We start from the raw sequence: 12,944 nt of genomic DNA, 5'->3' as shown, positions 1-12,944 counted from the left end.
CTCCGGGCCTGACCGGTCATGCGAAAAACTCCACTGGAATGTCGAGGTGACGAGACCGCAGCCATTCGCCGAGTCCCTTGGCCTGCGGATCGAAGCGGGCCTGATAGGCCACGCCTCGGCCGAGCAGGCCTTCGATGATGAAGTTCAGCGCCCGCAGATTGGGCAGGACGTGCCGGGTGACGGTCAGCGAAGCCGCTTCCGGCAGCAGTTCTTTGACGCGGGCCACGGTGAGTGTGTGCGCCAGCCACCGCCATTGCTCGTCGGTGCGCACCCACACGCCGATGTTCGCGTCACCGCCTTTGTCACCGCTGCGGGCCAGCGCGATCGTCCCCAACGGGACGCGGCGCGTTTCCCCGGCGGGCAGCGGCTCCGGCGCGGGCGGCTCCGCGACGTCGGCGAGTTCGGTGGTCTCCCTGGCCGGTTCGACGTCGACGCGAGTGCCATCGGGCAGCACCGCCGTGTGCGGAACCTCCGCGGCGTCGACGAAACCGGGCGTGAACACGCCGTAGGGAGATCCGTTGCCGGGCAGTGTGGTGAAACTGCACCCCGGATAGCTGGCCAACGCCAGCTCCACGGCGACATTGGAGAACGCGCGCCCGACCTTGTTCGGGTCCTGGTCACGGACCACGCAGCGCAGCAGCGCGCTTGCCTGCTCCTCGGTCGCCGCGTCCGGCCGGTCCAGGCGGGCCAGCGTCCAGCTCAGCTCGGCGGGACGGGTCGGCAGCCAGGACTCCAGCTGGCGTTGCGCGAGTGCGGCTTTGGCCTCGATGTCCAGGCCGGTGAGCACGAACTCCATCTCGTTGCGGAAGCCGCCGAGCGTGTTCAGCGAGACCTTGAGCCGAGGCGGCGGGGCCTCACCGGTGACGCCGCTGATCCGCACCCGGTCGGGACCGTCCTGGTCGAGCCGGATGGTGTCCAGGCGGGTCGTCACGTCGGGGCCCGCGTAGCGGGGACCCTGGATCTCGTACATCAACTGGGCCTCGACCGTGTCGACGGTGACCGCGCCGCCGGTGCCCGCGTGCTTGGTGATGACGCTGCTGCCGTCGGCGCGGATCTCCGCGATCGGGAAGCCCGGCCTGCCCAGATCGGCTAGTTCGGTGAAGAAGGCGTAGTTGCCGCCGGTGGCCTGGGTGCCGCACTCGATCACGTGCCCGGCCACCACCGCACCGGCCAGCCGGTGGTAATCCTCGCGGTCCCAGCCGAAGTGCGCGGCGGCCGGGCCGACGATCACCGAGGCGTCGGTGACCCGGCCGGTGACCACGATGTCCGCGCCCGCGTTCAAGCATTCGACGATGCCCCACGCGCCGAGGTAGGCGTTGGCGGTCAGCGGCGCGCCGAACCCGAGTTCACCGGCGCGCGCGAGCAGATCGTCGCCCTCCACGTGCGCGATCTTCGCGTCCAGTCCGAGATCGGCGGCCACCTTGCGCAGTTTGCCCGCCAAGCCGGCCGGATTCAGGCCGCCCGCGTTGGCCACGATGCGCACGTTGCGTTCCAGCGCCAACCCGAGACAGTCCTCGATCTGCTTGACGAAGGTCTTGGCATAGCCGAGATCCGGGTCCTTCATGCGGTCCCGACCGAGGATCAACATGGTGAGTTCGGCGAGATAGTCGCCGGTGAGGACGTCGAGTTGTCCCCCTTCCAGCATCTCGCGCATGGCACCGAGCCGATCACCGTAGAAACCGGAACAGTTGCCGATCCGGAGCACATCCGGGTCGGCGGCCAGCATACTCATCAGCGGGAATGCCTCCTGTGCGGCGAACCGTCAGGATGAGCCGCATGCCGCACCCGTGAAGTCCGCGTCCGCGACCAGCATCACACCCGAGGCAGAAAAAAGCAAGCATGCGTGCTTGTTACTTGGCAATGGGGGTCGGCACCCACGCGTCCGCCGCCGAGCGGGCTGGAGCAAGATGGGCACGGTGTCCAGCGACGTGACCGTGATCGTTCTGTTCGCCTTGGCAGGGTTCCTGCTCGGCGGCGCCTACACCACCTGGAAGACGGCCCGGCCGCTGTCGATCGCGCTGGCCGTCTGCGCCGTTCTGGCGGCGGGCGGCGCGCTGGCCTGGTGGCTCGGCTAGCTCTTCGACAAACGGAAGATCCGCAGGTCATCGGGGACGCCGTTGAGCGGAGCGGCGAAGAGGCCGCGGCGATACGGCTTGACCACCAAACCCAGTTCCGCCAGCGTCTCCGGCCGCAAGCCCTGCAGCGTCACCTCCGACAGCATGGTGTGGCCGTTGCCGCCCGCCTCCATGACCCGCGCCGCGATCGTGACGTCCACGCCGAGCCAATCGCCCCCTATCTCGCGCGGCGAACCGGTGTGCAAACCGATGCGCATGTGCGGGGTGTAACCGCGCACCTGCACATCGGCCAGGTTGCGCTTGGCGGTCACGGCCGCGCGCACCGCCCGGTCCGCCGAGGGGAACACTGCCATCACGCCGTCACCCATGCGCTTGACCACCTGCCCGCCGCGTTCGGCGATCGGCGGCTCGATGGCCTTGGCCACCTTGCGCAGCAGTTCGAGGGTGGCCTCGTCACCGGCCGAGAGCGACCAGCGCGAGAAGGCCACCAGGTCGGTGAACATAACAGTTACTTCTTGGCTACCTTTGCCGCGCCCCATTCGCTCCAAGGCGGCCTGCCAGACCTGTAAGGCGCCGAAACCGATCTCGCGCGCGGCGCTGGGGGCGCCGCCGACCAGCTTGTCCGCCGCCCGCGCGACCGCTCGCGCGCCACCGGGCCCGGACACCGACAGCGGGTCGCCGAAGGCAGGGTCACCGGGGAGCTGTTCGCGCGCCCTGCGCAGCACACCGATGAGATCCGCACGCTGGTTCGCGGCGTTCATCAGCGCGGACAGCTGGCTGCGGCGCGATCCGCCGGAACGGCGGGAAGAATCGAACCCGTCGGACGGCTCCAACGGAATGACCACTTCGGGCGGTTCGCCACCGGCGGCCTCGCGCCCCGACTCCGGCTCCGTACCGCCGGAAGGTCTTTCGTTCACGCCCCGAGAGTATCTCAGCCGATCCGACGTCGGCAGATTACCGATCATCGCCATCTCTCACCTCCGCGACGAACACGGCGAGCACGTCGGCGGGCTCCGCGTTGGATAACGAGCTGGTTGCTGAACCGAGGCTACTCGGCGCAGCGCAGGTCTCGGAACCGGCAAGCGGCATAGTTTCCTCGATGTTCACACGCACGATCGGCCCGGCGCGAGGACTCGCACCGGGCCGATCGCGGCACCGTCCGCCGGGCAGTGGCGACGGTGGGCGGAACGCCGGACCTCCCGACAAGGTCGGCGCCCCACAACCCGAGTGGCGAGGGAGGGCGACTCGGGAAGCTTCCCGCTATGCGTCGCGCTGGTTCACCACGACCAAGGCGGCGCCGAAGACGATCGCGACGAAGACGGTGAAGTACAGCAGGCTGCCCCACGGCCCCCAGTGCCAATTGGCCGCGGACACGGAGGCGCTGAAGAAGCGGTTCGCGTTCGCGAACGGCAGGAACGGCGTGACATTGCGGCCGAAACTGCCGAACGCGCCGAGCAGTCCCTCGATGAGCAGGGGCCACAGCACGATCAGGGAGATGGCCGCGGCGGACTGCCGTACCAGCACGCCGACGCCGATCGCCAGCAGCACGCACAGGAACGCGTAGATCGGGATGCCGTAGACCTGGCGCCAGTCCTCCGCGCCGGCCAGCGTGAGGGCCGCACCCGCGTCCGGGCCGCTGATGGCCTTGGCCACCGCGTAGGCCGAGAACACCAGGACGATGGTCAGCACCGCGCCGTAGACCCCGACCAGCCCGGCCTTGGTCACGATCACCTTGGCCCGATGCGGCGTCGCCTGATACGTGGTCCGGATGATGCCGAAGCGATATTCGCTGGTCACGGTCAAGGTGGCCATGATCATCAGGACCATCACGCCGAAGCCGCTGATGCCGGCCACCGCGGTGGAGACGGTCAGGTCGATCGCGCCGTCCTTGCCGTAGGACGCGCGCGCCACCGAGGCGAGCAGCGCGGCCATACCGAGCGCGAGGGCGATGACGATCGCCGAGCACCACCAGGGCGACCTGGTGGAGGTGAGCTTGATTCGTTCCGCTGCCAGCACGCCCATCAGAGCGCACCTCCCATAACTTGATCGAAACCTTCGCCGTGGTACTGCACGGCGCCGCCGGTCATCCGCATGAACGCCTCTTCCAGCGACGCGCGCTGCGGGGCCAGCTCGAACAGCGTGATGCTGTGCTCGCCCGCCAGCTTGCCGACCGCGTCACTGGACACTCCCGCCACCACCAGCGCGGGTCCGTCGGTTCCGGCCCCGTCCTCGCGGACGGTCATGCCGTTCGAGGTGAGCACGCTGCGCAACTGGTCGAGCTGCGGGCTGCGCACCCGCACCGACTGCTCGGAGGCGCGTTCGATGAATTCCTGGGTGGTCGAGTCCGAGATGAGCTTGCCGCGCCCGATCACCACCAGGTGCTCGGCGGTCTGCGCCATCTCCGACAGCAGATGGCTGGAGACCAGCACCGTGCGGCCTTCGGCGGCCAGCCGCTGCATGAACCGCCGGATCCACAGGATGCCCTCCGGGTCGAGGCCGTTCACCGGCTCGTCGAACAGCAGCACCTCCGGATCACCCAGCAGCGCGCCGGCCAGGCCGAGCCGCTGCGACATGCCCAGGGAGAAGCCGCCCGCGGTCTTGCCCGCCACCTCGGACAGGCCGACCAGCCGCAGCACCTCCTCCACCCGGGACTTGGCGATGTCGTTGGACGCGGCCATCCACTCCAGATGGGCGCGCGCCGACCGGTTCGGATGCACCCACTTGGCGTCCAGCAGCGCGCCGACGGTGCGCAGCGGATGGTCCAGCTCGTGGTAGGGCTTGCCCTTGATCAGGGCGGTGCCCGCGGTGGGCCGGTCCAATCCGAGGATCATCCGCATGGTGGTCGACTTGCCCGCGCCGTTCGGTCCGAGGAACCCCGTCACCTGCCCGGGTCGAACGGTGAAGGTCAGATCCTGCACCGCTACGGTCTGCCCGTAGTGCTTGGTCAGGCCTCTCAGCTCGATCATGCGCCCAGCATTCCGCAAATCGCGGCCGCGCGCGTCGGTAAATGGTGGCGAGTTGGATCATCCTCGAGGATGAGGAAGAGGTGTCCGGGTGGGTGCGATCCCGTACGGGAAGCTCCACGCTCACCAGCACACAGAAGGCCCGCGACCAGTCGAATCGGTCGCGGCCCTTCGCGGCCCTGCTAGGGGTCAGGAAGTCACAGCGACGTACCCAGCCAGGACGCGAACCCGACCAGACCCTCACTCTGGCGTCGCTGCGCCGCTGCGATGCCGTGCACCGTCTCCCGCACTCCCGGGTGCAATCGGGTCTGCTGCGGTGCCGCTGCCCGTGCCTTGTTCAACGCAACCAGGGCCTTGTCCGGCTTGCCGGACATCAACCAGGCGCGTGCGTTGTCCTGCCAGTGATGCCCGATCCGGGTAGGTGGCGCTCCGGCCGAGTAGACCAGCTGGGCACCCTCGATCGCGGCCCGGTTCGGGTCGCCGGATTCCAACTCGATCGCGTGCGAGTGGATCTCGGTGTTCAGCGGTCCGAAGTCGACCATATACATGTCCGTCTCACCGGTCCGGGCCGCCATTTCACGTGCCGCCGCGATGTGGTCGACCGCGCCGGCATGGTTCAACTTCCGCGCTTCGTTCACCGCCCCGGCAAGGTGCGAGTAGCCGCCCAGGATCAGCCCGGATCGGGTTTCATCGGCGGTCGATATCGCCGAATCGATGAGTTGACCGGCCACCTCCGACTCTCCGTAATGGGTGAGTACCCGCGCCCGTGCCAGGACGGAGAACGCACCCCAGTTGCGATCATCGGCCAGAGGCGCATACGTGTCGGCGAGGTCGAGCGCTGGCAGCGTGAGCAACAGGTGGCCGGTTCGCCGGGCAGACCACTCGGCGAGCACGTACGCGGCCGTCAGCAGCGTGTAGGCGTGTGCCCGCTCGTCGCCGGACAACTCCCGCACCGCACCATGCAACCGGCGGATGATGCCCGGCAATACCTCGATGGTCTGCCGCGTCCGGTCGCGGCGGTACAGCAGTTGCGCGGCGGCCAGGTCCGCCTCCAGCTGCGCCAGCGGCCCGGGGTCGACCGCTCGAGCGTATCGGCCTTCGGTCAGCAGCACCGATAGTTCATTCACCGCGTCGGACAACGGCTTTCCGTCGTCGTAAGGTGCGCCGGTCAACTGCTCCGGGGTGACCCGTAGTGCACGCGCTACCGCCGAGATGAAGCCGGGAGAGGCTGGCTCTCGTCCCTGCTCGACCGCCTTGACCATGCTCAGGCTGTAGGCCGCACGGGACGCGAGCGCCCGTTGACTGAGCCCGGCGAGCTTGCGTTCCGATGCGATCCGCTGCCCCACGCTGTCGCTCATCCCCCAACGGTAGATCGATCGCGGTCGGCTGTCCCCTCACTGTCCCTCGGTGGCCTTGCCGTCCGCGAACGTTTTGGCAGGCCCCGGCGTCGGGTGGACCCCCGAATCCTCGGCGCCGGGCGCCACCCAACCACACCACAATGCAAGGGGGTTTCGGAGTGACCGAACTCGCAGTCGCCCTTACCGTCATGGCCGCTGTCGGCGGACTGCTGATCATCGTGTTCTGGGTCCTGCCGTGGCTACTCGAGCTCGGTGACGATACCGACGAGCGAGTTCCCTTCCGCGACGTAATGGACCGCATCGAACGCGAGGACCAGCGATGACGCCACGGCGCAGCTGGATCCAGGGCCCGCCGACGAGCAGGTCAGACCTCCGGCGGTCGGTCGTACGTGTCGATTGCGACCTTGGACGTCGAGGAGTCGCGCAACACCAATTCCCACGGCCCGGAGTTGATCTCGAAGCTCTTGCCGAACCCGACCCACTTCCCCGCCATCCGCGCCCCGGTCAACTCGATCAGCAGTTGAATCGCTCCGTGGTAATACGCGCCACGGTAGTAACCGTCTTGGGCGGTGTGCTCGCTCCATGTGCCCGTCGCGACGTGCCCGTCCACCGTCAGGTCCATCTCCATGGACGACTGCGCCGAGTTCGGCAGGCTACGGACCGTCAGGCGGTTGTCGTGCTGCAACACGACGACGTGATGCACCGCGGTGAACGTCGCGTCGCGGCCGGACGAGTAATACTCGTAGCGCGACAGCCAGATCCCCGAGTAGTTGCCCGGCGTCCTCGGACGCCGCGCGGCCGCGTACTGCTCGGGTGCGACTTCGCCGATAGCCGAGTCGACCACGGTCCCGTCCTCGCCGCCGGACAGGCTGCGTCCGGCCATCACCGCACCGAATCCGAGAGACTCGATCGGTAGGCGCATGACCTTCTCCAATGCTCGCGCGTGCGACGGCCGTGGGTTGGTGGTGAGCCCTGATTCCCAGCGCTGCACAAGGCGTTTGGTCGCGCTGGCGCATCCCGCTTCCCTGAGTGCCCGCGCGAGATCGTCTTGGCTCATCAGACGCGCGTTCCGGGCCGCGCGGAGGGCCGTGTTGGGTGCTGAAGCCATGTCGACACGGTAGTGCTTTGACGCCTAAATGTCGCCTTGAATGGAGGCGGATTGACGCCGGTTCCGTCATCGCGGCGACCTGCCCCGTCGACCGATCCTGGACGTGGCCCCGGCGGCGGGTCGAGTCCGAACTCCTCGGCGCCGGGTGCCGACCAACCCACACCAAATGCAAGGGGGTTTCGGAGTGACCGAACTCGCAGTCACCCTTACCGTCATGGCCGCTGTCGGCGGACTGCTGATCATCGTGTTCTGGGTCCTGCCGTGGCTACTCGAGCTCGGCGGCGATACCGACGAGCGAGTTCCCTTCCGCGACGTAATGGACCGCATCGAACGCGAGGACCAGCGATGACGCCACGGCGCAGCTGGATCCAGGACTACTGCGAAGACAGCAACTGGCCCGCCGATGAGAAGCACGCACAAGGTTTGCTGAAACTCCATGCCGCATGTACGCCATCGTGTCCGCGCAAGCTGTCCGCCGAGCGGTGGCTCCGGGCGCGCGGCATAGTCGACCGACCGGATGGCAACGACCAGCCCGGCGTAGAACTGGACGACCAGGTATTACCGCGTCATCTGCCGCCAGAGGGCCAGAACTAGGGCGGCTCCGCGGGCCGCGAGGTCAGCGCGGTTCCCAGAAGCTCAGCGGCCCAGCGGCTCGGCACCGTCCGCGAGCGCGAGCACGGCGGCGAGCGCGGCGGCCGCGTCGAGCAGGGCGTGGGAGCGTGCGGTGATATTCGCCTTCCGAGCCGCCAGCGCCGCCTCGACGTCATCGGATCGGTGGCCGCGCGGCAGGTCGGGCATCAACGCCTTCAGCGTGTCGACGCGGTATCCGGCCCTGCGGAGCTGATGGACGATCCGGGCGTCCCGGACCTGAGCGGGCGAGTACCGCCGCGTGCCCTGCGCGGTCGCGCGATCCGGGACGACGAGTCCTTCCGCGTCCCAATGCCGCAGTGTCGACGGGCGCACGCCCAGCGCGGCGGCGAGTTCGGCGACGCTCATCGCATCCGATGGCCGCACGTCGGCGATCGACTCGGCCGAGATCGCCTCCGCCGCCCGCTCGGCGAGCGCCAAGTCGGCGCGTTCCCGGTCCAGCCCGGCGTGTGCCGCATCGAGCAGGGCGAGCACCTGGGAAAACGGTCCCTCGTGGACGGTGCGAACGATGCGCTTGGCCTCGACGGGGCCGACGCCCGCGGCCAGCGCTCGATAGGCGAGCGCGGAACGCACGTGCACCTCGCCGTATCCGCGGTAGCCCGTCGGTGAGCGGATCGCTGTCGGCAGAACGCCGTCGCTTTCGAGATTGCGAATCTGCTGCACGGAATACCCCGACCGACGCGCCACGTCGGCCGTGCGCAGTGTGGAGTTGCGGGTTGCCACCGTGATTCCCCTGCATATTCGGCTCAAAGTCTCCACAAGCACCTTAATGAAACGCTGGAATCATGACCATCGACGAGATCATCGACTTCGTCTCGGCCCTCGACGGAGTCCTGACACTGCGCCCCGGCCCTGATGACGGCTCGCCCGAAATCAGCTGGGGCGACACGTTCTTCTACTTCGCGCCGGACGGAGTCGTGCCGACGACGACCCAGCCTTTCGCGACGATCGTGACGAAGAACTACCCCGGCGACGAAAGTTCCCGCCTCAACCGGCCCGACACATTCCGCGTCAACATCGCCGCCGGAAAAGAAGCCTTCACCCACTGGACCGGCCACACCCCCCGAGAGTCATCCCCGCCCGATGATCCGAGCGCGGCGGACACGGTGCTCCCCCACCCGGTCTACGCATCCGCAGGCTGGCTGGCGATCGTCAACCCCGGCCCCCGAACCGCCGAGCCCACCCGCACCCTCCTCCGCACCGCTTACCAACTCGCCCGCGCCCGCCGCGAACGCCGCCCAACGCGTCCTTAGCGGACCCGCGAGCGGCACATGGTCGCGGCGAAACGCGGGAATCTCCTCCACCATGTGCCACTCGCGAAATCGGCTTCCGCACTGTTGACATGGAGCGCGCTCCAGCACCTAGCGTCGAGGCCGAAGAATTCGAGTGCAGGAGGTAGCAGCATGACCGACATCCCCACCCGGCAGCTCGGTGAACTGGCGGTTTCCGCGCAGGGCCTGGGGTGCATGGGCATGAGTCACGGGTACGGCGCCGCGGACGACGAGCAATCGATCGCGACGCTGCACCACGCTCTCGACCTCGGGGTCACCTTGCTGGACACAGCCGACTTCTACGGCGCCGGGCACAACGAGGAGTTGATCGGGCGCGCCATCGCGGGGCGGCGCGACGACGTGGTGCTGGCCACGAAGTTCGGCTTCGCCAACCGGCTGGGCGAGCCGACCCGCATCCGCGGCGACGCCGCCTACGTGCGCGAGGCGTGCGAGGCTTCGCTGCGCAGGCTCGGAGTCGACCACATCGACCTCTACTACCTGCACCGGGTCGACCCGCAGGTGCCGATCGAGGAGACCGTCGGCGCGATGGCCGAACTGGTACGGGCGGGCAAGGTCCGCCATCTCGGGCTCTCGGAGGCGAGCGCGGACACCATCCGGCGCGCCCACGCGGTGCATCCGATCGCCGCGTTGCAGAGCGAGTGGTCGCTGTGGACCCGCGACCTGGAGACGGAGATCCTCCCGGTCTGCCGCGCGCTCGGCATCGGCGTGGTGCCGTTCTCCCCGCTCGGGCGCGGATTCCTGACCGGCAAGTACAGCTCGGTCGAGGGTCTGGCGGACAACGACGTGCGGCGCAGCCAGCCGCGTTTCGCCGACGGCAACCTCGAACGCAACCTCGCCATCGTCGCGAAGCTGAACGAGTTGGCCGCGGTGAAGGGCGTCACGGCGGGCCAGCTCGCGTTGGCCTGGGTGCAGCACCGCGGCGACGACGTGGTCCCGATCCCCGGCACTCGGCGGCAGCGCTACCTGGAGGAGAACCTCGCCGCGCTGACCATCGAGCTTTCCGCCGACGAGCTCGCCGCCATCGAGGCCGCCGCTCCGCCCGATCAGGTCGCGGGCACCCGCTACGACGCGACAAACCTCACTTTCGTCAACGGCTGAGCGCCCCACCGCCCCGGACTCGCCCGCCAAGCGGTGGCCTCCCCGCTATGACGTGCGAGCCTCACGTTGTCAACGGCTGAGCCCGCACGCCCCACCGCCCCGGACTCGCCCGCCAAGCGGTGACCTCCCCGCTATGACGTGCGAGCCTCACGTCGTCGACGGCCGAGTCCGGCGCGGGCCCCGCATTCCATGCCCCGGACTCGCCCCCGTGAGGTGTCGTCAGACGCCTCGTGCCCGAACGACTCGAGGATTCCGATCGCCGTCACCGACTATCGGACGCGGGCTCGGCCCCTCACAGCGCGGGGGACGACGCCTGTGCCCAGAAGCGTTTGGGGATGCGCCCGGCCAGCCGCGCCGCATATCCGGCGCGAACGGCGTCCGCCATCGCCGCGGCCATCAGCTCGGGGCGGCGCGCCCTGGTCACGGCCGTGGCCAGCAGCACCGCCGAGCAGCCGAGTTCCATGGCGAGAGCGGCGTCGCTGGCCGTGCCGATGCCCGCGTCCAGGATGACGGGGACGTTCGCGTCGGCGACGATCATCTCGATGTTGTGCGGATTGCCGATACCCAGCCCGGTGCCGATGGGCGCACCCAGCGGCATCACCGCCACGCAACCGGCGTCCTCTAGACGACGGGCCAGCACCGGATCGTCGTTGGTGTAAGGCAGCACGACGAACCCGTCGTCGACGAGTTGTTCAGCAGCACTGAGCAGTTCGATCGGATCGGGCAGCAGAGTGCGCTCGTCCGCGACGACCTCGAGCTTGACCCAGTCGGTGTCCAGCGCCTCGCGCGCCAACTGCGCGGTGAGCACCGCTTCGGCCGCGGTGCGACAGCCCGCCGTGTTCGGCAGCGGCGCGATGTCCAGCCGTTTCAGCACATCGAGCACACCGGTGCCGCCCGCGGCGTCGACGCGCCGCATGGCCACCGTGGTCAGCTCGGTGCCGGAGGCGATCAGCGCCTCCTCCAGCACGGCCAGGTTCTCCGCGCCGCCGGTGCCCATGATCAGGCGGGAGCCGAACTCCCGGTCGGCGATGCGCAGCGGGGCGTCGGCCGGTCCGGATGCCTCAGCCACCTTGAACCGCCGTCAGCACCTCGATCTCCCAGCCGCGCCCGACCGGTTCGTCCCAGCGCGACTTGGGGAACACCGCGCCGTCCACCGCGAGCGCGACGCCCCGGCACGGCAGCCCGAGGCGTTCCAGCAGCTCGCGCACGGTCAGCGGCTCGGCGAACTCGTGCTCGTCGCCGTTCACCGTGACACCGACGGGGACGGATGACAGCGTCATCTGATTCCTCCTACAGTCGTCGAAAACCGTTGCGGATCGGCGGCTTCCGCTTCGGGCAGCACTGCCCCGCCGAGCAGGCCGAGCACCGCGTCCACGGTGAGCGGCAACGTCAGCATGCCGTTGCGGCCGTGCCCGGTGGCCGCGACGATCCGGTCGGTGAGCCGGCCGATCAGCGGCAGGTTGTCCGGACTGCCCGGCCGCGAACCCGCGCTCGCCTCGGCGAGCTCGTATTCGCCGATGCCGGGGAACACCGCCTCCGCGTCGGCGATCAGGTCGCGGACGCCCGCGACCGTGACCGCGGTGTCGAAACCCGCCTCGTACTGCGTGGCGCCCACGACGATCCCGTCGGCGCGCGGCACCAGGTAGACCGCCCGACCGTGCACCCGGGCCCGGATCACCCGGCGCGGCGCGGGGGCGACGCCTGGGCGACGCCGCAGGCGCAGGATCTCGCCCTTCACCGGGCGGACCGGCAGTTCCGGCCACAACGCGGCCGAGGCGGCCCCAGCGGCGAGAACGATTTGATCGTGCGGAAGTTCTGTCAGCGAGTCCACGGATTCGGCGCGCACCACGACGCCTGCCGCCTCTCCTGCCTGCCGCAGCGCGGCGACCAGTTTGCGATTGTCGATCGCCGGTTCGGCGGGCGCCAGCAGCGCGGCGCGCACCGTCCTGGCCAGGTCCGGCTCCCGCTCGCGCACTGCGGCGCGGTCCAGCAGATGCAGCTCGTGCCCGCGTCCGCCGACCCAGTCGGCCACGGTGCGCAGATCGGCCGCGTCGGCCGCGTCCAGCGCGACGGTCATGGTCTCGTCGGCGACGAAGACCGCGACACCGGTCGCGGCCGTCACCCGGGCGGCGAAGTCCGGCCAGCGGGCCAGCGACGCCGCGCCGAACTCGAGCACCCGGTCCTCCCCGGGCCAGCCCTCCGACAGCGGCGCGAGCATGCCCCCGGCCACCCACGACGCGCCCGAAGCCACAGCGGGATCCAGGAGCGTGACCGACCAACCGGACTCGGCGGCGCGCCAGGCCACGGCCAGTCCGATGGCCCCGCCACCGACGACGGCCAGAGTCCGCATCCCGATCCACCTGCCTCCTGTTTCGCATCCCCACGGTAGCGCGGCTACGGTC

Annotated in this window: 16 protein-coding genes; 6 read left to right on the top strand and 10 right to left on the bottom strand. The window is 69.3% G+C overall.

From position 1 onward, the window contains the following. Positions 1–16: 16 nt before the first annotated feature. On the bottom strand, positions 17–1,732 hold the full coding sequence (locus tag ACWEKR_RS11830) for an acyclic terpene utilization AtuA family protein (protein WP_452354471.1): 1,716 nt from the start codon (positions 1,730–1,732) through the stop codon (positions 17–19). Positions 1,733–1,916: 184 nt separating this feature from the next. On the opposite strand from ACWEKR_RS11830, the gene ACWEKR_RS11825 reads away from it, so the two are divergent. After that, positions 1,917–2,075, top strand: a complete 159-nt coding sequence (locus tag ACWEKR_RS11825; protein WP_168434118.1) for a hypothetical protein — start codon at positions 1,917–1,919, stop codon at positions 2,073–2,075. Here ACWEKR_RS11825 and ACWEKR_RS11820 read toward each other — a convergent pair. From ACWEKR_RS11820 to ACWEKR_RS11805, 4 genes are all read right to left on the bottom strand, one after another. Continuing rightward, a complete protein-coding gene (locus ACWEKR_RS11820) occupies positions 2,072–2,836 on the bottom strand; it encodes an adenylate/guanylate cyclase domain-containing protein (protein ID WP_195084510.1) in 765 nt (254 codons plus the stop codon). The genes ACWEKR_RS11825 and ACWEKR_RS11820 overlap by 4 nt on opposite strands. Before the next feature lie 499 nt (positions 2,837–3,335). Further along, the gene (locus ACWEKR_RS11815) at positions 3,336–4,097 is read right to left on the bottom strand and encodes an ABC transporter permease (protein WP_452354470.1); all 762 of its coding nucleotides are present in this window, start codon (positions 4,095–4,097) and stop codon (positions 3,336–3,338) included. After that, on the bottom strand, positions 4,097–5,041 hold the full coding sequence (locus ACWEKR_RS11810) for an ABC transporter ATP-binding protein (RefSeq protein WP_452354469.1): 945 nt from the start codon (positions 5,039–5,041) through the stop codon (positions 4,097–4,099). Before ACWEKR_RS11810 ends, ACWEKR_RS11815 begins: the two co-directional genes overlap by 1 nt. Positions 5,042–5,235: 194 nt before the next feature. Beyond that, a complete protein-coding gene (locus tag ACWEKR_RS11805) occupies positions 5,236–6,396 on the bottom strand; it encodes a helix-turn-helix domain-containing protein (RefSeq protein ID WP_452354468.1) in 1,161 nt (386 codons plus the stop codon). Positions 6,397–6,554: 158 nt separating this feature from the next. On the opposite strand from ACWEKR_RS11805, the gene ACWEKR_RS11800 reads away from it, so the two are divergent. After that, a complete protein-coding gene (locus ACWEKR_RS11800) occupies positions 6,555–6,719 on the top strand; it encodes a hypothetical protein (protein WP_452354467.1) in 165 nt (54 codons plus the stop codon). Positions 6,720–6,760: 41 nt separating this feature from the next. On the opposite strand, the gene ACWEKR_RS11795 is transcribed toward ACWEKR_RS11800, so the two are convergent. After that, positions 6,761–7,504: a helix-turn-helix transcriptional regulator gene (locus tag ACWEKR_RS11795; protein WP_452354466.1), complete on the bottom strand. Its 744-nt coding sequence runs from the start codon at positions 7,502–7,504 to the stop codon at positions 6,761–6,763. 184 nt (positions 7,505–7,688) lie between these two features. Between ACWEKR_RS11795 and ACWEKR_RS11790 the strand changes: the two genes are divergently transcribed. Both ACWEKR_RS11790 and ACWEKR_RS11785 read left to right on the top strand, forming a co-directional pair. Continuing rightward, positions 7,689–7,853 carry a hypothetical protein gene (locus ACWEKR_RS11790; RefSeq protein WP_452354465.1) on the top strand — a complete coding sequence of 55 codons (165 nt, stop codon included), beginning with the start codon at positions 7,689–7,691 and terminating at the stop codon, positions 7,851–7,853. Further along, positions 7,850–8,098 carry a hypothetical protein gene (locus tag ACWEKR_RS11785; RefSeq protein WP_452354464.1) on the top strand — a complete coding sequence of 83 codons (249 nt, stop codon included), beginning with the start codon at positions 7,850–7,852 and terminating at the stop codon, positions 8,096–8,098. The genes ACWEKR_RS11790 and ACWEKR_RS11785 overlap by 4 nt, the downstream gene beginning before the upstream one ends. 42 nt (positions 8,099–8,140) lie before the next feature. On the opposite strand, the gene ACWEKR_RS11780 is transcribed toward ACWEKR_RS11785, so the two are convergent. After that, complete coding sequence (locus ACWEKR_RS11780; protein WP_452354463.1) at positions 8,141–8,875, bottom strand: MerR family transcriptional regulator; 735 nt, start codon at positions 8,873–8,875, stop codon at positions 8,141–8,143. A gap of 62 nt (positions 8,876–8,937) precedes the next feature. Here ACWEKR_RS11780 and ACWEKR_RS11775 point away from each other — a divergent pair, with 62 nt between their 5' ends. Continuing rightward, positions 8,938–9,405, top strand: a complete 468-nt coding sequence (locus tag ACWEKR_RS11775) for a DUF6194 family protein (protein WP_452354462.1) — start codon at positions 8,938–8,940, stop codon at positions 9,403–9,405. A gap of 150 nt (positions 9,406–9,555) precedes the next feature. Next, the gene (locus ACWEKR_RS11770; RefSeq protein WP_452354461.1) at positions 9,556–10,542 is read left to right on the top strand and encodes an aldo/keto reductase; all 987 of its coding nucleotides are present in this window, start codon (positions 9,556–9,558) and stop codon (positions 10,540–10,542) included. A gap of 292 nt (positions 10,543–10,834) precedes the next feature. Here the strand turns inward: ACWEKR_RS11770 and thiG are convergent, their stop codons facing one another. Genes thiG through thiO form a run of 3 tightly spaced genes read right to left on the bottom strand, consistent with a single transcriptional unit; the run spans position 10,835 to position 12,892 of the window. Beyond that, the gene (gene thiG / locus ACWEKR_RS11765; protein WP_452354460.1) at positions 10,835–11,611 is read right to left on the bottom strand and encodes a thiazole synthase; all 777 of its coding nucleotides are present in this window, start codon (positions 11,609–11,611) and stop codon (positions 10,835–10,837) included. Beyond that, a complete protein-coding gene (gene thiS / locus ACWEKR_RS11760; RefSeq protein ID WP_159849376.1) occupies positions 11,604–11,822 on the bottom strand; it encodes a sulfur carrier protein ThiS in 219 nt (72 codons plus the stop codon). Before thiS ends, thiG begins: the two co-directional genes overlap by 8 nt. Then, positions 11,819–12,892, bottom strand: coding sequence for a glycine oxidase ThiO (thiO, locus tag ACWEKR_RS11755; RefSeq protein ID WP_452354459.1), 1,074 nt, complete (start codon positions 12,890–12,892; stop codon positions 11,819–11,821). Before thiO ends, thiS begins: the two co-directional genes overlap by 4 nt. Between the last annotated feature and the right edge of the window lie 52 nt (positions 12,893–12,944).

The organism is Nocardia sp. NPDC004573 (assembly GCF_053602135.1).
Note: the sequence above shows the minus strand (reverse complement) of the source record. Positions and strands in the feature narration are given on the sequence as shown.